Annotated in this window: 18 protein-coding genes and 1 pseudogene; 13 read left to right on the forward strand and 6 right to left on the reverse strand. The window is 45.5% G+C overall.

All coding sequences use genetic code 11. The annotated features are described in order from the left end of the window. Positions 1 to 28 precede the first annotated feature (28 nt). Both QUA58_RS25140 and QUA58_RS25145 read right to left on the reverse strand, forming a co-directional pair. Positions 29 to 667 carry a histidine phosphatase family protein gene (locus tag QUA58_RS25140; RefSeq protein WP_333250301.1) on the reverse strand — a complete coding sequence of 213 codons (639 nt, stop codon included), beginning with the start codon at positions 665 to 667 and terminating at the stop codon, positions 29 to 31. Positions 668 to 1,021: 354 nt separating this feature from the next. Further along, positions 1,022 to 3,499, reverse strand: coding sequence for a phosphoketolase family protein (locus QUA58_RS25145; RefSeq protein ID WP_333396623.1), 2,478 nt, complete (start codon positions 3,497 to 3,499; stop codon positions 1,022 to 1,024). Positions 3,500 to 4,345: 846 nt separating this feature from the next. On the opposite strand from QUA58_RS25145, the gene QUA58_RS25150 reads away from it, so the two are divergent. Beyond that, a complete protein-coding gene (locus QUA58_RS25150; protein ID WP_333396635.1) occupies positions 4,346 to 4,567 on the forward strand; it encodes a DUF433 domain-containing protein in 222 nt (73 codons plus the stop codon). A gap of 203 nt (positions 4,568 to 4,770) precedes the next feature. After that, positions 4,771 to 4,932 (forward strand): hypothetical protein, encoded by a 162-nt coding sequence (locus tag QUA58_RS25155; protein WP_333396638.1) that lies wholly within the window; start codon positions 4,771 to 4,773, stop codon positions 4,930 to 4,932. A gap of 102 nt (positions 4,933 to 5,034) precedes the next feature. Here the strand turns inward: QUA58_RS25155 and QUA58_RS25160 are convergent, their stop codons facing one another. After that, positions 5,035 to 5,277 (reverse strand): hypothetical protein, encoded by a 243-nt coding sequence (locus QUA58_RS25160; protein WP_333309658.1) that lies wholly within the window; start codon positions 5,275 to 5,277, stop codon positions 5,035 to 5,037. A gap of 693 nt (positions 5,278 to 5,970) precedes the next feature. Between QUA58_RS25160 and QUA58_RS25165 the strand changes: the two genes are divergently transcribed. The 5 genes from QUA58_RS25165 to QUA58_RS25185 all read left to right on the forward strand — a co-directional run bounded on the left by QUA58_RS25165 (position 5,971) and on the right by QUA58_RS25185 (position 8,252). Next, positions 5,971 to 6,330: a DUF433 domain-containing protein gene (locus QUA58_RS25165; RefSeq protein ID WP_333250289.1), complete on the forward strand. Its 360-nt coding sequence runs from the start codon at positions 5,971 to 5,973 to the stop codon at positions 6,328 to 6,330. 58 nt (positions 6,331 to 6,388) lie between these two features. Further along, entirely contained in the window at positions 6,389 to 6,748 is a 360-nt protein-coding gene (locus QUA58_RS25170) for a DUF433 domain-containing protein (protein WP_333250287.1), read from the forward strand. Between the two features lie 45 nt (positions 6,749 to 6,793). After that, positions 6,794 to 7,165, forward strand: coding sequence for a hypothetical protein (locus tag QUA58_RS25175; RefSeq protein WP_333396625.1), 372 nt, complete (start codon positions 6,794 to 6,796; stop codon positions 7,163 to 7,165). 183 nt (positions 7,166 to 7,348) lie between these two features. Next, positions 7,349 to 7,897: a hypothetical protein gene (locus QUA58_RS25180; protein WP_333396627.1), complete on the forward strand. Its 549-nt coding sequence runs from the start codon at positions 7,349 to 7,351 to the stop codon at positions 7,895 to 7,897. Positions 7,898 to 8,054: 157 nt separating this feature from the next. Beyond that, positions 8,055 to 8,252 (forward strand): hypothetical protein, encoded by a 198-nt coding sequence (locus QUA58_RS25185; protein ID WP_333396629.1) that lies wholly within the window; start codon positions 8,055 to 8,057, stop codon positions 8,250 to 8,252. Positions 8,253 to 8,271: 19 nt separating this feature from the next. Here QUA58_RS25185 and QUA58_RS25190 read toward each other — a convergent pair whose 3' ends face one another. The 3 genes and pseudogenes from QUA58_RS25190 to topA all read right to left on the reverse strand — a co-directional run bounded on the left by QUA58_RS25190 (position 8,272) and on the right by topA (position 12,295). Next, complete coding sequence (locus QUA58_RS25190) at positions 8,272 to 8,508, reverse strand: HNH endonuclease (RefSeq protein ID WP_333396641.1); 237 nt, start codon at positions 8,506 to 8,508, stop codon at positions 8,272 to 8,274. 147 nt (positions 8,509 to 8,655) lie between these two features. Continuing rightward, positions 8,656 to 9,228 (reverse strand): annotated as a pseudogene (locus QUA58_RS25195) (DUF3578 domain-containing protein); the annotation flags it as partial. A gap of 343 nt (positions 9,229 to 9,571) precedes the next feature. Beyond that, a complete protein-coding gene (gene topA, locus QUA58_RS25200) occupies positions 9,572 to 12,295 on the reverse strand; it encodes a type I DNA topoisomerase (RefSeq protein WP_333396631.1) in 2,724 nt (907 codons plus the stop codon). 643 nt (positions 12,296 to 12,938) lie between these two features. Between topA and QUA58_RS25205 the strand changes: the two genes are divergently transcribed. The 6 genes from QUA58_RS25205 to QUA58_RS25230 all read left to right on the forward strand — a co-directional run bounded on the left by QUA58_RS25205 (position 12,939) and on the right by QUA58_RS25230 (position 17,521). Next, positions 12,939 to 13,343, forward strand: coding sequence for a hypothetical protein (locus QUA58_RS25205; protein ID WP_333250278.1), 405 nt, complete (start codon positions 12,939 to 12,941; stop codon positions 13,341 to 13,343). Between the two features lie 96 nt (positions 13,344 to 13,439). Continuing rightward, the gene (locus QUA58_RS25210) at positions 13,440 to 13,958 is read left to right on the forward strand and encodes a GNAT family N-acetyltransferase (RefSeq protein WP_333250276.1); all 519 of its coding nucleotides are present in this window, start codon (positions 13,440 to 13,442) and stop codon (positions 13,956 to 13,958) included. A 201-nt stretch (positions 13,959 to 14,159) separates the two neighbouring features. Next, positions 14,160 to 14,504 (forward strand): anthrone oxygenase family protein, encoded by a 345-nt coding sequence (locus QUA58_RS25215; RefSeq protein ID WP_333118737.1) that lies wholly within the window; start codon positions 14,160 to 14,162, stop codon positions 14,502 to 14,504. 330 nt (positions 14,505 to 14,834) lie between these two features. Then, positions 14,835 to 16,406: an NAD(P)H-quinone oxidoreductase subunit N gene (locus QUA58_RS25220; RefSeq protein ID WP_333250326.1), complete on the forward strand. Its 1,572-nt coding sequence runs from the start codon at positions 14,835 to 14,837 to the stop codon at positions 16,404 to 16,406. A 153-nt stretch (positions 16,407 to 16,559) separates the two neighbouring features. After that, positions 16,560 to 17,159: a Uma2 family endonuclease gene (locus tag QUA58_RS25225; RefSeq protein WP_333250272.1), complete on the forward strand. Its 600-nt coding sequence runs from the start codon at positions 16,560 to 16,562 to the stop codon at positions 17,157 to 17,159. After that, positions 17,156 to 17,521, forward strand: a complete 366-nt coding sequence (locus QUA58_RS25230; RefSeq protein ID WP_333396633.1) for a class I SAM-dependent methyltransferase — start codon at positions 17,156 to 17,158, stop codon at positions 17,519 to 17,521. The genes QUA58_RS25225 and QUA58_RS25230 overlap by 4 nt, the downstream gene beginning before the upstream one ends. The last annotated feature ends 37 nt before the right edge of the window (positions 17,522 to 17,558 follow it).

Consider the following 17,558-nt stretch of genomic DNA (forward strand, 5'->3'; position numbering starts at 1 on the left):
GGTGCGTCCCCGCACCTTACCGCCAATCTCAAGTACCGGGTAAATTGCGGAGAGTTTCATCCATGTAAGAGCGATCGCCCAAAACCTCCAGCATCGGCCCGCGCACATCAAACTTGACAACACTCACAGAAGCTGCTAAAGCGGCAATGCGATTGCGGTAACTTCCCAAATCTATCCCCAACAAACTGCACAGAATAATCCGAATAGTCGCCTTGTGGGAAACTACCAAAACATTACCATTTTTGTACTTTTCCTGAATTTCTGCAATCACTAAGGACGATCGGCTAGCAATTTGCACAGAAGTTTCCCCCTCAGTCGGTGGATTCCAAGCCGGTTCCGTCAACCAATTAATGTAATCTTCAGCATATTTTTCGCGGACAAATTCAACTGTTTCACCCTCCCACTTGCCGTACTTAATTTCCTTCAATCCATCGCGCAGTTGCATTTCAATTCCCACAGCATCGCAAAGAGGTTTAGCCGTAGCAATTGTGCGTTTCATGGGACTGACATAAACAGCATTCCAAGGCAATTTTGCGTAAGTTGCAGCAAATTGTTCGGCCATCATAGAACCTTCCGGTGTTAATTCTGCGTCGAGGTCGCCACAGTAGCCGCCCGTCTTGCTGTAATTTGTTTCACCGTGTCGCAGAAAGTAAATTTTTAAGCTCATATAGATATCTTATTTCATTGGTGAACAGGATTTTTTTTTATTAACCACAGAGGGCGCAGAGGGCGCAGAGTCAGAGAAGAGAGAGATGAATAATTCCGATACTTACGGATTTGATCTTGATTGTATTTGAATTTTATCAGCTTAGCAAAAGAGTTTTTAAAACTCCTTATCAATAATAATCCAAACTTTTCCCATATCTATCTCTAATCTTCCTCTGTGTTCTCTGCGGTTAAATAATTCCGATCCAACCGGAATTAATATGATTCATTCTAACAGGACTTAGGGAAAAAATGGAAGGACTAAAGTCCTCATATAATTAGGGGAAGAAGGACTAAAGTCCTCACTACGAACCTATTAACCCGGTGCACCTGATCGCACACCTTGATCTCCCGTCACCTCCGAACCTTTAGTTTCCTTCGGCGCATCCGACGAAACCGCGCCACCGTGAGGCCACTTCCAATCGCGGATTTCCGGCATATCATCGCCGTGTTTCCTAATGTAATGCCTGTGATCGATCAGCTTGTCCCGCATAGCCTGTTTGCCGTAAGCTGCTACAGAACTCAGTTTCGGAACGCGATCGAGTACATCACCAACTAAATGGAAGCGATCGAGATCGTTCATCACCACCATATCAAACGGCGTAGTAGTCGTACCCTCTTCCTTGTAACCGCGAACGTGAATATTCGAGTGATTAGTCCGGCGGTAAGTCAAGCGGTGAATCAGCCAAGGATAGCCGTGAAAAGCAAAAATCACAGGCTTATCCTTCGTGAACAAAGCATCAAAATCGCGATCGGACAAACCGTGGGGATGTTCGCTAGTAGGTTGCAGCGTCATCAAATCCACCACATTTACCACCCGCACTTTTAACTCGGGATAATCTCGGCGCAGAATATCAACCGCAGCCAAAGTTTCCAGCGTCGGAACATCGCCCGCGCAAGCCATCACCACATCCGGTTCGCCGCCTCGATCGTTGCTAGCCCACTCCCAAATACCGAGGCCAGTCGTACAGTGTTTGATCGCAGCATCCATATCCAAATACTGCAAAGCCGGCTGCTTCCCTGCAATAATCACATTAACGTAATTGCGGCTGCGGAGACAGTGGTCAGTTACTGACAGCAAAGTGTTCGCATCAGGCGGCAAATAAATCCGCACCACTTCCGCTTTCTTGTTAATTACGTGGTCGATAAAACCCGGATCTTGGTGAGAAAAACCGTTGTGATCTTGCCGCCAAACGTGAGATGTTAGCAAATAATTCAAAGAGGCGATCGGTCTGCGCCAAGGAATCTCGCTAGTAGTTTTCAACCACTTAGCGTGTTGGTTGAACATCGAATCAATGATGTGAATAAACGCCTCGTAGCAAGAGAAAAATCCGTGCCTTCCTGTCAGCAAATAGCCTTCCAGCCATCCCTGACACAGATGTTCGCTGAGGACTTCCATCACGCGGCCGTCGGGGGTGAAGAGGTGGTCATCTTCCGGTAAAGTTTGAGCCATCCACCCCCGACTCGTCACTTCAAACACCGGATCGAGGCGATTTGAGGCTGTCTCATCCGGCCCGACAACTCGGAAATTCGCGTTTTCCTGATTGAGTTTCATCACATCTCGCAGGAAACGGCCGCAGACGCGGGTTGCTTCTGCCATCTCAGTGCCAGGTTTCTGCACGTCTACGGCGTAGTCTGCAAATTCCGGCATTTTCAAGTCTCGCAGCAGCTTGCCGCCGTTAGCGTGGGGATTTGCCCCCATCCGCCGATCGCCCTTGGGTGCAAGTTCCGCCAATTCTGCAATCAGTTTACCCTTGTCGTCAAAGAGTTCTTCGGGCTTGTAGCTTTTCATCCAATCTTCCAGGAGTTGGACGTGTCCAGGCTTAGAAGCCATTTCAGCTAACGGGACTTGGTGCGATCGCCAAGAGCCCTCAGTTTTCTTACCGTCAACCTCCTTGGGTCCAGTCCAGCCTTTGGGAGTTTTCATCACAATCATCGGCCACTGCGGGCGATCGGTACAACCTTCAGTCCGGGCTTTTTCCTGAATCGCCTTAATTTCACCGATCGCCGCATCCATAGTTGCAGCCATCAACTGGTGCATCGTTTCCGGGTCTGAACCTTCCACCCAATAAGGTTTGTAGCCGTAACCAACCATCAAACTTTCCAATTCCTCCTGCGGAATGCGCGCCAACAGCGTCGGATTAGCAATTTTGTAGCCATTCAGGTGCAAAATCGGCAACACAGCCCCGTCCCGAACCGGGTTGAGAAACTTGTTAGAATGCCAGCTAGCAGCCAGCGGGCCCGTTTCCGCTTCCCCGTCGCCGACAACAGCCGCCACAATCAAATCTGGATTGTCGAAAGCCGCCCCGTAGGCGTGGACGAGGGCGTAGCCGAGTTCGCCGCCTTCGTGAATCGAACCCGGAGTTTCCGGCGCGACGTGGCTGGGGATACCGCCGGGAAATGAGAACTGTTTGAACAGCCGCCTGATCCCCTCTTCATCTTCAGAAATGTTCGAGTAATATTCGCTATAAGTGCCTTCGAGATAGGTGTTGGCGACCAAGCCGGGCCCGCCGTGTCCTGGGCCTGCGATGTAGATGGCGTTGATGTCTTGGGCTTTAATGATGCGGTTGAGGTGAACGTAGATGAAGTTGAGGCCTGGAGTGGTGCCCCAATGTCCGAGGAGTCTCGGTTTGACGTGTTCGAGTTTGAGTGGTTCTTTGAGTAGCGGGTTGTCGAGGAGATAGATTTGTCCGACGGATAGGTAGTTTGCGGCCCGCCAGTAGGCGTTCATTTTGTGCAGTTCTGAGTCGGAAAGTGGCTTTAATTGGGGGATCTCGGTGGTTTCTAGCATCATCGGCTGTTGACTCCTGAGTTTTGGTTGTTTTGTAAAGTGCGATCTAGAAGTGCGATCGATATTAATTTGTTATTTGTGACATTTTGTATTTAAACTCCATGTCTTCCACGCAAACTATTGAATTCTAGCTCGTTTATGTCTACATAAAAGTTTAAATCAATGTTAATTTCTGGCTAAACATCGCACAATTCTGAGGGCAGAAAGATGGAGATTTTCGGGGATCAAGGAATTCAGTAATATAAAATAGGATTTACACAAGAGTTTGCGGAGAGGGTGCACTGTGTACCTGATACGTATGTGCTGCGATTGGTGGGATGTGTTGTGCAAGTCCCCAAAAAGATTCTTCTCAAGGTAGAAGTCGTAATGATTTCTACCTGAAGTTGATTTTACTTTGTGCCTGCAGATGGCTGATACCACTTATTAAAAAAAATGCAAATTTAGGCAATATCCAAAGCTTTATGTCCTCTGTCATTCCCAATTTTAAAATCTAAAATCTAAAATGGTATAACTCGTTTTGTGTTAAAGTTTTTTAGGTTCGTTTAAGCTCCCGGTAAAAGGGTGAGCAATTTTTATAATTTACAGATTTATCAAGAAGTTAAAAAGATATATAGCCTTTCTCAGAAAAATGAGGTACTATCCGGGCTATGGCTATGGCTATGGCTATCCTCACTTTTTTGAGAACCGCTATATAGCAATGCTATTTCATTTGTGAAAGGGCTTTTTTTTATGAACCGCAGAGGGCGCAGAGGGCGCAGAGGAAGAGAGGATAGAGAAAGGAATTGCGTATAATAGCAAATACATATTATCTAATTATTAACCCAAAATCTAGCTAACACCTGGCAATGAATTAGCAAAACTCCCGGTGTCTGTGGCGGTGATGCTTGTATCAGAAATACTCGCATTCCTGTTTGGGTAGTGGCAAGTTTTTGTCGCTTGGGCATGAACGAGTCTCGACTCTTAGATAACTATCCCACACTAACCGCTACTGATTTAGCAAATGCCTGGACTTATGCGGCAGCTTTTCCCGAGGAAATTGAAATAGCTATCCGCGAAAATGACGAGGATTGAAATGATGGCGCGTCTTTATGGTGACGAACAATTTCCCATAGAGGTTGTAGAATTGCTGCGCCAAATGGGGCACAATATTCTGAATTCTGACAGTGCAAGAAGCCGGAAAAGATAACCAAAAAATTCCTGACGAGGAAGTGTTAGCTTTTGCGGTCAATTAAAATCGAGCTGTTTTAACTCTCAATCGCCGTCATTTTATTAGACTGCACAGCTCACAGCATGACCATGCTGGTATTATTGTCTGTAAGGCAGATGATGACTTAGCAAGAATGGCGACTAACATTAATGAAGCTATTTCCTCACTTGCAACATTAACAGGTCAATTGATTCGCGTCTATCCTTCTGGGTCGCCATCTATATCTTAAGCGATCGCCACAAAGTAAACTCCAGCAGTCTCAATCCGAAAATCACTGCATCGGTTTGATTGCTGGCTAGATGCCATCGCCGATATTTCCCGCTGAAAAAACTTAGGAGGCGACTAAAACAGGACACTCTGAAATCCGGCAAATATTGGACACAGTTGGCTGGTGGGAAACGACTAGCAGTTCGTGAGGATAGCGGGGACGCGGGTCATTTTCTAACCAGATGGGCGGTACCATCATCACTTCATAGTAAGCGATCGTATGCAAAACCCCAGGCTGGGACTTCAATTCTACTGTCAAGCCCGCTCGGTACTCAAATGCTTCTTCCCAGTCGAGGTTTTCATTCATATCCATATTCATATCCATAGGGATCGCGCCTCTTAATCTTGTTTCGTTTCTTAATTGTAGACCCCTACATAAAACATTCGGTACTTTCTGTTGTTTTTGATACATTTTTTAACTTTTATGTGATATCCCTGACAATTTAACAGAGAGGAGCAATTGTCAATAAGTAAATAGGCTGATTTTGCCGGCTGGTGACAAGCCAGCCCAAAAGCTAGGCTTGACAAGAGTTTGAGTTGATATGTCTCAAAAAAAATCCGGGCGGGCGATCGAACCGCGAAGACGTTTATGACACATTTGCAAGAGAAGAGAAGAGAATTTTAAGGACTGAAGTCCGAACGATCAAACCTATTTTTGCAAGTTTTTCTAGTATTTTATAAATAAAGAAACCCGGTTTTTTTAATAAACCGGGTTTCTGGATGAGTGAAAACTAAACTAATTTCACTGGTTTTTTTTCTTAGTCGCCGTCTTTTTAGCAGTTGTTTTTCTTCGCCGCCGTCTTAGTTGACTTTTTCGACTTGCTGCTAGTTTTTGGGCCTGCTGCTGTGGCAAGAGGGCGGGATTATACGGGCAAAAAAGTCGATCGCCCGTATGGCCTTTTTGGTCGCCCAGGAGATTTTAGACCAACGCGAGGTCATTGATAGGGCGATCGCCCTACAATATAAAATACATACATAATTCATACATCAAATAAGCTCTATGACAATCCCAGAATTAGAAGCGCAACTTCTTGCCTTAACGCCAGCAGAGAAAGCAGAGGCAATTCGCATCTTAACTCAGAGTCTAAAAAACAGCGGACGGTCTATTACAAAAACTCCCGCTGTGATGGGCGGCGATGCTTGTATTGACAATACTCGCATTCCCGTTTGGTTACTCGCAAGCTATCGCAATGACGGCGCTACCGATGCTTTTATCCTAGATTGCTATCCCCATCTGAGTGCTGCTGATTTAGTAAATGTTTGGGCTTATGCGGTCGCTTATCCTGACGAAATTGAGGAAGCAATTAGACTGCAAGACGAGGCTGACGAAATCTTAGATACACCTGACAATATCCCGTAAACCTACGATCGCGCTACAATAGTAAATACATACATATTGCATAAATCAAACAGGTTGTATGAAAATTCAAGAATTAGAAGCACAACTCCTAGCCTTGACGCCAAGCGAGAAAGCTCAAGTTATCCAATTATTAACCCAAAATTTAGCTAACACCTGGCAAGGAATTAGCAAAACTCCCGGTGTCTGCGGCGGTGATGCTTGTATTATAAAGACTCGGATTCCTGTTTGGGTGTTGGTGAGTTTTCGCCACTTGGGTATGAACGAATCCCAACTCTTAGAGAACTATCCCACACTAACTGCTACTGATTTAGCAAATGCCTGGGCTTACGCGGCCGCTTTCCCAGATGAAATTGAAATAGCTATCCGCGAGAATGACGAGGCAGACGAAATCTTAGATACACCTGAAAATATCAATTAGTAAAATATGGCATAATATAAATATTCGTTTCATAGCTTTGCACCTATGACCGCCCAAATCACCCTAAATCTGCCAGATGAAGTCTATCACCAAGCAGAATTGCTAGCGCAGCAACGCCACCGCAGCGTCAGTGAGATTCTAGTAGAAACTCTGGAAATTGTCTTATTGCCAACTTCTAAACCAGTATCAGAATTGTCTGATGCAGAAGTAATCGCTCAGACTCAACTCCGGCTGCAACCAATCCAAGAACAACGATTAAGTGAATTGCTAGACCGCCAACAAGCTGGTACGATCGCCTCTGTAGAACGCGAGGAATTGCAGGCATTAATCCACATCTATGAAACTCGACTACTGCGACAAGCTCAAGCCTTAAATGAAGCTGTGCAGCGCGGCTTGCTGGAACCATTAAAAAGATAAGCAAAATGGCGATTTCCGAACAAATTCGAGCCAGAGTTCGCGCACAAGCTCAAAACCGATTTTTTGTGTCGAGTCAAGTTCTACTCAAGAAAATCATCAAAATTTCACACATCGCTCGTTGGCACTACTATAATAGCAAATATATACCTAATTCATAAATCGCATAAATTCTATTTTATAAGCATGAAGTTCAATACCGTCCAAGAAGTTACATCATGGAAAAATTTTCTATTTAATGGTGAAATTTATGATTTATCGCATCTTAATGCTCGCTGGGTTGAGTATCTTGACAAAAGAGACGAAAAAAATATAAGCACGTACAAATTTATAGTAACTTATGGTTTGCATTGTTTTACTAAAGATTCAGATGATATTTCTAGCGAAGAATCACAGGTATTGATCTATAATGGGCCGAGAGAGTCCAGAACGTTTAATTTTGAGAGATACCAACTCTCAACGCAATTACCGAGTATTGTCGAGTCATTGGGCGAGAACGAAACCTTAGTTTGTCACGCTGGGTATAGAAAGTTTGCAATCATTAAAATTGTAGATTCAAATGGTATTGAGGTTAATTATTTCATTGCTTTTTCAGCATTCAGAGAAAGTAAAAAGTTGAGATTACATATACACAGTGCTTATCCTATATACAAAGGCATAGATAAAGTTAAAAAAGTAGGCTTCTTCGTCATAGCCAAAAACTTATTGCAGAATAAGGAATTACCGAAGCCCTAAAATAACAAAGGCTCCTTAAGGAGCCTTCGCCAAAATATAAATCTTGGTATTCAGAACGTCTTTACCGGAATTCCTCGACCCTCGTGGGTAACGGGATGTCATGATTAGATCATGTCTGCTGCATCCTTTTCTCTAATATAGTTCATGGTTTGGATCTATGTCAATTTTTACTCAGGAAAAGTATGAAAATTTTCCAGTGTGGGCAATTTACGGTATAGTATGCTTTCTATTTCTGGATTATCGCAGTTTTTTCGTTGGGCCGATCGCACATACGGCCTTTTTGGCGGCTGAGGAGATTTTACACGCGAGGTTATTGATTGGGGGGGGGTTGGTGCGATCGATCTTGGGGGCGTGAGATCAGCATATTTAGCATTTTACATCTTTAATATTTTCTTGAATTCTTCCAAAGTTGGCGTTGGCTTAATTCGATGGATCATGCGATGACAGTTGGAGCAAAGAACCGTAAAGTCTTGTATTGGATCTAATTTAATTTTCGCCTTGCTCAAGCTTGATATTGGAATAGTATGATGCGCCTCTATAAATTGCTTGCCTACTTCTCCATATCGAGCTTCAAAGTTGAAATCGCAAGCTTTGCATATATAACCTTGCAACTGTTTGACTTTTTTAGATAAACTTTGGTTTCTTTCAGTAACTCTATGTATTCTATATTTTGTTAAATCTTCAAACCAGTCTTCTTCTTTTTGAGCGGAGTTCTGAATATCATTTATTAAAAAAGCTTTTTCAAAAAGAGTAAAGTAAATTTCTAGGAGTTTATTGAGGTCGTCAGTCAATATCTTATCATCAGGTATCTCATTTCTAGGGTAAAATTTGGATGCAATGTTACCTGCTTCATAAGCCTGCCCCAATCTTCTAGCGTCTTTTTTAGAAATGAAAGTTAGCTTTAAGTCTAGTCAATCAGAAAAATCTTTAATCGCTTCTTCTCCAAGGGTATCTCTAAAAAATTTTGCTTGATTTCTAACCATATTTCTTGATCCAGGAAGCCCACACTCATCGCGTATATCTGCAATACCCTGATTTAAAGAAAGATAAACACCAGAGCCATCCACAGGAAAAAAGTAAACACAGTAAAATCCTGAAGTTACAGTCTCAGTGACTAATTTATTAAATATTGCAATCCAAGGAACTTTAGCCCAAGTACCCTTACCGGCCGAAGCTTCAATGCTGTACATATCGGGGAGATGTAAGAATGACTCTATAGATTCTGGGATCTTCTTTCTGAAATATCTAGCAAATGGGTGTCCTTTAAAGCTATCTTTGCTAGCTTCTGGATACTCAAGAACTACTTTCTCCAGCAAATGTTTAAGCACCATATGATACTGCCTCAATATTGATAGTGAGATTGATTGGTTTGCCTCCAGAAGATAGAGGAATTATTAGGTCAAAGAACATGAACTCATTTGTATATTTTTCCATATATTTCCGAAATTGACTCCTGCTTTTTTACGATAAAATTCTATTATAATATGGAGCGATCGCCCAAACATCTTTTTCTTAAAAAACTCCGATCGCCCTACGACACTCTAACCCAATTTTAAGGACTGAAGTTCTTACTAAAAACCTAAATTTTTGCAGTATTTTACCAACAAAAAAACCGGGCGGGCACGGGGGCACCGCCCCTACACCGTCCGGGTTTCTCGATGAGTGAAAACTAAACTAACTTGACTTAGTTGCTTTCTTCGTCTTTGTCGCAGTCGCCGCCTTCTTAGTAGTCGTTTTCTTCGCCGCAGTCGTTTTCTTAGCAGTGGTTTTCTTCGCCGCAGTCTTCTCAGTTGCAGTCTCCGACTTCGCCGCAGTCTTACTAGACTTCTTCGACTTGCTGCTAGATTTTCCGCCGCCCGCCGCTTCCTTCGCTGCTAACAAATCCAATGCTTTTTGTAAGGTGAAATTCTCCACAGATTCATCCTTAGCCAAAGAAGCATTGATATCGCCGTGTTTCACGTAGGGGCCGTAGCGGCCATCGTAAACATTCAACAGTTCTCCCGACTCTGGATGCGCCCCCAATTCCTTCAAAGGTGTCGCTGATTTACTGCCACGCACGGCTTTTGGCTGCGATAATAACTCTAATGCCCGATCGAGCATTATAGTCAAAACATCATCAGGCGGCTTGATCGATCGATAATCCTTACCAACCTTACCCTGGTCGTGCACAACATAAGGCCCGTACATCCCCAAATTAGCCTGCACCTTCGCCCCCGTATCCGGGTGAGTGCCCAACAACCGAGGTAAAGTCAACAAACTCACCGCCATATCCAGCGTCACATTATCCTTATCAGTTCCCTTCGGTAAAGAAGACCGCTTCGGTTTCTTGTTCGTTTCCGAAACATCCCCCAACTGAACGTAGGGGCCGTAATTGCCAATCAGCACATAAATCGGTTCCCCGGTGTCCGGGTGGAGACCCAATTTTTCCGGGCCTTCCGTCTTTTGCTTTAACAGAAAATCGACTTTTTCAGGGTCTAAATCTGCCGGAGTCAAATCCTGGGGAATCGATGCTTTTACCTGGCCTTCTTCGTTTTCAGATTCCAGGTAAGCGCCGTATTTACCGATGCAGACTTTTGCCGTGATATTCTCCAATATCACAGTTCGGGCAACTTTCGCGTCGATCTGACTTTCCTGTTCTTTGACTTGGGTTGCGAGTCCCATTTCCCCTGTATAAAACTTTTGCAAATACGGCAGCCATTTCGCCTCGCCGGTGGCAATTTCATCGAGGGTTTGTTCCATGCGCGAAGTAAAACCTGTGTCTACTAAGTCGGGGAAATGCGTTTCTAATAAAGTAGTGACGGCGAAAGCGGTGAATGTGGGAATCAGGGCGTTAGCTATTAATTTCGCGTATCCCCGATCGACAATTGTACCGATAATACTCGCGTATGTACTCGGACGGCCAACCCCCTCGCTTTCCAGCATCTTCACCAGCGAAGCCTCCGTATAGCGGGCGGGAGGTTGAGTTTCGTGGCCAACTGCCTCTAAATCCTTACAATTAGGTTTATCCCCCACCTTCAGCGCCGGCAAAATCACCTCTTGGTCTTCCAACGCCGCATTCGGATCGTCGGAACCTTCCACGTAGGCCCGCAAAAAGCCTGGAAAATCAATGCGTTTGCCACTGGAACGGAAACCGGCATCTTCTACCTGAGTTAATACAGTGACGTGAGTTTGGCGGGAATCGGCCATTTGCGAAGCCACTGTCCGCTTCCAAATCAAATCATAGAGGCGGAAATCAATCCCATCCAATCCCGTTTGCTGCGGAGTCCGAAAAGTGCTGCCAGCAGGGCGGATAGCTTCGTGGGCTTCCTGGGCGCCTTTGCTTTTCGTGGTGTATTTGCGGGGTTGAGGGCTGAGATATTCGCTGCCGTAAAGTTCTTGCACACAACTGCGGGCGGCGGTAATCGCCTGTTCGGATAAATGCACCGAATCCGTCCGCATATAGGTGATAAAACCGCGTTCGTAGAGACTTTGGGCAATTCGCATGGTTTCCCGCGCACCCAGCCTCAGCTTGCGGTTAGCCTCTTGCTGCAAAGTCGAGGTCGTAAACGGCGGCGAGGGTTTGCGGGTGACTGGCCGTTCTTCGATATTACCGACAGTCCAGGGTTTGTTTTGAATGCGTGAGAGTAACGCCCGCGCCTGTTCTTCGTTCAGCAAAAGTACGCGGCGGCCTGCGATAATTTGCCCGGTATTTTCATCGAAATCGCTGCCGTTGGCAACTTTCACGTTCCCGACTGTGACGAGTTTGGCATCGAAGGAAATTTTGCCCTTTTCCAAAACGGCTTTCAAATCCCAGTAGCTACCTTGGCGGAAGGCGCGGCGTTCCCGTTCCCGGCGTACTAACAGCCTGACTGCGACGGACTGGACTCGCCCTGCGGACAAACCCCAGGCGATTTTCTTCCACAGTAGCGGAGATAGGGTGTAGCCGACGAGTCGATCGAGAATTCGGCGAGTTTCCTGGGCCTGTACAACTCGGTTGTCGATATCGCGGCAGTGGGTGAGGGCGTCGCGGATGGCTTCGCGGGTGATTTCGTGAAATACCATCCGCTTGATGGGGACTTTGGGTTTGAGGATTTGCAGCAAATGCCAGGAAATGCTTTCGCCTTCTCGGTCTTCGTCTGTGGCTAGAATCAGTTCTGTGGCGTCTTTGAGGGCGTCTTTGAGTTCTTTAACAATTTTCTTTTTATCTTTGGGGATGACGTAAAGCGGTTCAAAGTCTGCTTCCACGTTGACGCCTAGTTGCGCCCATTTTTCTCCTTTAACGGCTTCTGGTATTTCTTCGGCGGAGGATGGGAGGTCGCGGACGTGGCCCATTGATGCCTCTACACGGTAGGTGGAGGGCAGGAAGTTGCGAATGGTACGGGCTTTTGTGGGAGATTCGACGATGACTAAGGTTGACATGGCATCTTTTAAATATGGATGGCGGCGCAGTTAGAGTGTCTAATTTACAGAGTGTAGGTCGGATGTCAAGGCTTATGGGAACTTTGGGCGATTATTTTCAAACTACCTTAATTTTTAAGTTATTGCCGATCGGGTTGCAGGTGACAAGCTGATGGGATTTTACTGCAGTCGGCGCAGAGGCTGGGAACTCTTGTCTCTGGAAGATGCACGGGGATGTCATGACTGACTGTAGCAGAATTGCAGGTAACTGGATGCTGAGACTGTTGGATGCGGGCGGATGGTTCCTCAATTTTAAGTTTTAGATTTTAGATTGGGATAGATTTGATGGTTTCCCTGCAAAAAGACTAGAAGCGCGATCGACTATTTGACCGATTGGCGATCGCACTCGCCAGCTAACATCAGAATATTGTGGGACTAATTTTTGATACCATTTTGGGAGCGCCTTACAAATTTGTGTAAATTTTCGATTGATAATTCAACCGCAGATGTGAGGCACATACACACAGATGCAACGCAGATATTTTCATTCCGAGGAAAGCGATTGAGTGCCCGCAGTCATATCTAACGAACTCTCCGACTCTTAACGAGAGTGAAATCCAAACTCAGATGCTCCCTATTTGTCGATCGCGTGAAGTAATTTTTTATGACATTAGAAGAACTACAGCTCAAGCTAGCAGATATCAATAACTTGGTCGCTAGTTTTCAAACATCCGCAGTTTTAGATAAATATTACTCCGAAGATATTGTGATGATTGAAGGTGACGGAACTGTTACCAAGGGTAAAGAAGCGTGCCGTCAAGGGAGAGAATATTTTTTCAATGAGATGTTGGTGGAATTTAGAGAATCAAAATTAATTAGTCAAGACATTGCTGTGGCCGCCGAAAAAGATTATGATTTTGTAGTAATCGCAAATTGGTATAATGACTTTACCACTAAAATAGACGGTCAAATAATTGACACGAAGAGCAACCAGCTTTCTATTGGATATTGGAAGGACGGTTTAGTGGTCAAAGAAAGTTATAATTATCCAGTGGTTTCCGTGATTTAGCGATCGCCTCTTTCGCAAAACTGCAGATGTCTGCCAAAGAGGCGATCGTTTGTGCGCGACAGCAAAGCTGCAACAAGTTTTAGATGCAAACAAGCCATGATAAATTTACGCCCCGCTACCCCCGCAGATTTAAATTTATTGCGACGCTGGGATGAGCAACCTCACATAATTGTCTCAGATCCGAACGATGACTGGCACTGGGAGATAGAACTCGATCGCACTCCCGACTGGAGGGAGCAATTGATTGCTGAAATCGACAATCGCCCGATCGGATTTATCCAAATTATCGATCCGGCACTTGAGGAGAGTCACTATTGGGGTGATGATGTTGCTGCGAATCTCCGCGCCATTGATATCTGGATCGGAGAGGAGAAAGAATTGAGCAAAGGCTACGGAACACAAATGATGCAGCTTGCACTTGCTCGATGTTTCGCCGACTCTGCTGTGACGGCTGTACTGATCGATCCGCTTGCCAACAATACCCGCGCCCACCGCTTTTACGAACGTTTTGGTTTCCAATTTGTGGAACCGCGACAGTTTGGCGACGATGACTGCTTTGTTTATCGCCTCAACCGAGCAGATTGGGAGAATCAAAGGGCGATCGCACCGCAGTAAAGACTTAGCTCAATAACCTGCTCCGGTACAGAAGCATCGCACCAGAAAAGAGGCTTTATGACAATTCCTCACCAGTCGCTTTTGATATTGAAACTTTTCGCGGTACTGGGCTGTGGCCTGATAGCCGGAGTCTTTTTCGCCTTCTCAACCTTCGTGATGAACGCCCTTGGCCGACTCCCGCCGGCGCAGGGGATTGCGGCCATGCAATCGATCAATATTGCAGTCATCAATCCATTGTTTATGACGGCGCTGTTTGGAACGGCTGCGGCTTGCATTTTTCTGGCTTTCTCCTCATTCAAATGGCCTCAAACAGGTGCTATCTATTTGCTGATCGGTAGCTTGTTGTATCTCGTCGGTACGGTGGGAGTGACGATCGCCTGTAATGTACCGCTGAACGATGCGCTGGCAAAAGTCGATCCAGGCAGCGCTGAGGGCGCGAGGCTGTGGGCCAGCTACCTTGTTAACTGGACAATCTGGAATCACATTCGATCGGCAGCAGCGCTAGCGGCATCAGCAGTCTTGGCGATCGCCCTCCGTTACCCCTGACAAAGCGACACTCAGCCCGTTGCAGGTTGCATACCTTTCGTCCTTTCTGTTCAGAGTCGATCGCCAATCAATCAATCCTAAACGCCTTACGTTGCCTCGGTGTCAAGGGGTGAAGGAAAAAAAATTTGCCCGATCGGCCGCAATGGCGATTTTTCCGCAGTGCGATCGCTTTTGTGGCAGACTCCCCCGCCGACTCAACAGCAACAAACACCCGCCCAACTAAGCTGGCAAAGCTGTAATCCGCTACAATCTGTGTTTGGTAAAGAATTTTTACAAGTTCACAGCCCATTACAGCCATTTCGGCTTGTACTACCCAACCAGCCTGAAAATATGGATTTTGCTACTCTTGCTGCCCAGCTAAATGCTGGAACTATCTTGCCAGAGGGAATTGTGATCATCACCCTCTTGGTGGTTCTCGTCGGCGATTTAATCGTGGGCCGCAGTTCCTCTAATTGGACTCCCTACGTTGCCGTTGCGGGTTTGCTGGCCGCCGTCGCTGCTTTGTGTTTGCAGTGGGATAACGTTAATACCATCTCGTTTTTGGGCGGTTTTAATAGCGATGCCTTGAGTTTGGTGTTTCGCGGAATTATCGCTTTGACTGCGGCTGTCACTATTTTGATATCCGTCCGTTATGTACTGCAAACTGGTACTGCTTTAGCGGAATTTATCGGCATTTTGCTTACCGCTACTTTGGGGGGAATGTTCCTTTCCGGCGCTGATGAATTGGTGATGATTTTTATTTCGTTGGAAACTCTGAGTATCTCGTCTTATTTGCTGACGGGTTACACAAAACGCGACCCGCGTTCCAATGAAGCTGCTTTGAAATATTTGTTAATTGGTGCATCTTCTTCGGCGGTGTTTCTCTACGGACTTTCGTTGTTGTACGGGTTGTCTGGTGGTCAAACTACGCTAAGCGCGATCGCGGCCAACCTTTCTACTGTGAATGAAGGTCAATCTCTCGGTTTGGTGATTGCGTTGGTTTTTGCGATCGCCGGAATCGCCTTCAAAATCTCCGCAGTTCCCTTCCACCAGTGGACTCCAGACGTTTACGAAGGTTCGCCAACACCCGTTGTTGCCTTCCTTTCTGTGGGTTCCAAAGCCGCCGGTTTTGCCCTAGCAATCCGCTTGTTAACAACAGCTTTCCCCGCACTTATCGAACAGTGGCACTTCGTATTCACAGCCTTAGCCATACTCAGCATGGTGTTGGGCAATGTAGTTGCCCTCGCCCAGACTAGCATGAAGCGGCTTTTGGCTTATTCGTCGATCGCCCAAGCCGGTTTTGTAATGATTGGTTTGATTGCAGGAACCGAAGCCGGTTACTCCAGCATGATATTTTATCTGTTGGTTTACCTGTTTATGAACCTAGGCGCATTCGCCTGCATCATCCTCTTCTCGCTGCGGACTGGAACCGACCAAATCAGCGAATACTCCGGTTTGTACCAAAAAGACCCGCTGCTAACATTAGCATTGAGTATTTGCCTGCTTTCTCTCGGCGGAATTCCGCCGCTGGCTGGATTCTTCGGCAAAATCTATCTGTTCTGGGCCGGCTGGCAAGCAGGACTTTACGGCTTAGTTATCTTGGCATTGATTACCAGCGTAATTTCGATTTACTACTACATCCGCGTTGTCAAGATGATGGTAGTAAAAGAACCTCAAGAGATGTCGGACGCGGTGAAGAATTATCCCGAAGTTCGCTGGAACCTTCAAGGAATGCGGCCTTTGCAAGTCAGCGTTGTACTGACTTTGGTTGCGACAACTTTGGCGGGTATTCTGTCGAATCCTTTGTTTAATCTGGCTAATGATGCTATTACCAAAACTCCCATGCTGCAGTCGGCATTGAGTCATGTGCAACCTGTTGTGGGTGCGAAAATTGAATCGAATTTGGTGTCTCGCCGGGATTAATTTTTCCTGGTTTTGAAATAGTGGAAAACGCCTGACTCTTTGAAGTTGGGCGTTTCTTTTTTGTTGTGATATACTGTTAATTATGATTTTTAACCGCAGATGTAGGCAGATTAACGCAGATTAACGCAGATAAAAGTTAGTACAGAGGCAACAATGTTAGTACAAAGTAAGAAAAAGTTTTATACTCCAGATGAGTACCGGGAGTTAGAGGAAACTGCTGAGTTTAGAAATGAATACCGCGATGGAGAAATTGTACAAATGACTGGTGGTAGTATTAATCACAGCCAGATAATAGGTAACATCTATGCCTTCTTAAAATCTGCTTTGCGGGGAAAGAATGCCAGACCATTTATGAGCGATTTGCGGTTGTGGATTCCTCGGTATCGACGCGGGACTTATCCAGATGTGATGGTAGTTGAAGGAGAATTAGTTTGCACAGAGGGACGGAAAGATGAAATACTCAATCCTGTGCTGATTGTGGAAGTGCTTTCTAAGTCTACCAAGGATTTCGATCGGGAGGATAAGTTTCGGTTTTATAGATCGATCCCTGAATTCCGTGAATATGTGTTAGTCTATCAATCTGAGTTTTTAGTCGCACAATATATTAAAACAGAATCAAATGAATGGTTGTTTCGGGAATATGAGGGAGAATCAGCAATAGTTTCCTTCGCTTCAATGGAAGTGCAAATGTCCATGCTCGATATTTATGAGCTGGTTGTATTTGAAACCCAGGAAAGGGAAGTACAGGAATGAAATTCATCCTAGTGGGGGATGCGAAGCTTAACTTTATGACTGGCCAACCAAAATATAGCTATGAGGAAAGGAACATGACAATCGGAGAAAACCTCCAAGAACAAGTTGATTACTACCGTGCCAGAGCTAGCGAATATGATGAATGGTTTTACAGAATAGGTCGTTACGATCGCGGAGCGGAATTTAACCAGCGTTGGTTTAATCAGGTTGCCGTTGTTAAAAGTGCTTTGCATAAACTTGGCAAATTTGCAAGTGTTTTAGAATTGGCTTGCGGTACGGGTATTTGGACTGCTGAACTTTTGCAGGTGGGCGAGGATCTCGACTGTCGGGGCGACAAGTCACCTATAACGCTGATAGAATAAGCCTCATAGCTCTTATGCCTTGTTGATAATTAGGTAG

The organism is Microcoleus sp. N9_A1, from assembly GCF_036701795.1.
Taxonomy (GTDB): domain Bacteria; phylum Cyanobacteriota; class Cyanobacteriia; order Cyanobacteriales; family Microcoleaceae; genus Microcoleus.

What these genes read in the sequence shown, in the direction of transcription:
- QUA58_RS25160 (WP_333309658.1), bottom strand. Translation starts at nt 5,277, where the DNA reads ATGAATGAAAACCTCGACTGGGAAGAAGCATTTGAGTACCGAGCGGGC.
- QUA58_RS25145 (WP_333396623.1), bottom strand. Translation starts at nt 3,499, where the DNA reads ATGATGCTAGAAACCACCGAGATCCCCCAATTAAAGCCACTTTCCGAC.
- QUA58_RS25215 (WP_333118737.1), top strand. Translation starts at nt 14,160, where the DNA reads ATGCAATCGATCAATATTGCAGTCATCAATCCATTGTTTATGACGGCG.
- QUA58_RS25210 (WP_333250276.1), top strand. Translation starts at nt 13,440, where the DNA reads ATGATAAATTTACGCCCCGCTACCCCCGCAGATTTAAATTTATTGCGA.
- QUA58_RS25165 (WP_333250289.1), top strand. Translation starts at nt 5,971, where the DNA reads ATGACAATCCCAGAATTAGAAGCGCAACTTCTTGCCTTAACGCCAGCA.
- QUA58_RS25180 (WP_333396627.1), top strand. Translation starts at nt 7,349, where the DNA reads ATGAAGTTCAATACCGTCCAAGAAGTTACATCATGGAAAAATTTTCTA.
- QUA58_RS25230 (WP_333396633.1), top strand. Translation starts at nt 17,156, where the DNA reads ATGAAATTCATCCTAGTGGGGGATGCGAAGCTTAACTTTATGACTGGC.
- QUA58_RS25225 (WP_333250272.1), top strand. Translation starts at nt 16,560, where the DNA reads ATGTTAGTACAAAGTAAGAAAAAGTTTTATACTCCAGATGAGTACCGG.
- QUA58_RS25170 (WP_333250287.1), top strand. Translation starts at nt 6,389, where the DNA reads ATGAAAATTCAAGAATTAGAAGCACAACTCCTAGCCTTGACGCCAAGC.
- QUA58_RS25185 (WP_333396629.1), top strand. Translation starts at nt 8,055, where the DNA reads ATGTCAATTTTTACTCAGGAAAAGTATGAAAATTTTCCAGTGTGGGCA.
- topA (WP_333396631.1), bottom strand. Translation starts at nt 12,295, where the DNA reads ATGTCAACCTTAGTCATCGTCGAATCTCCCACAAAAGCCCGTACCATT.
- QUA58_RS25140 (WP_333250301.1), bottom strand. Translation starts at nt 667, where the DNA reads ATGAGCTTAAAAATTTACTTTCTGCGACACGGTGAAACAAATTACAGC.
- QUA58_RS25175 (WP_333396625.1), top strand. Translation starts at nt 6,794, where the DNA reads ATGACCGCCCAAATCACCCTAAATCTGCCAGATGAAGTCTATCACCAA.
- QUA58_RS25220 (WP_333250326.1), top strand. Translation starts at nt 14,835, where the DNA reads ATGGATTTTGCTACTCTTGCTGCCCAGCTAAATGCTGGAACTATCTTG.
- QUA58_RS25205 (WP_333250278.1), top strand. Translation starts at nt 12,939, where the DNA reads ATGACATTAGAAGAACTACAGCTCAAGCTAGCAGATATCAATAACTTG.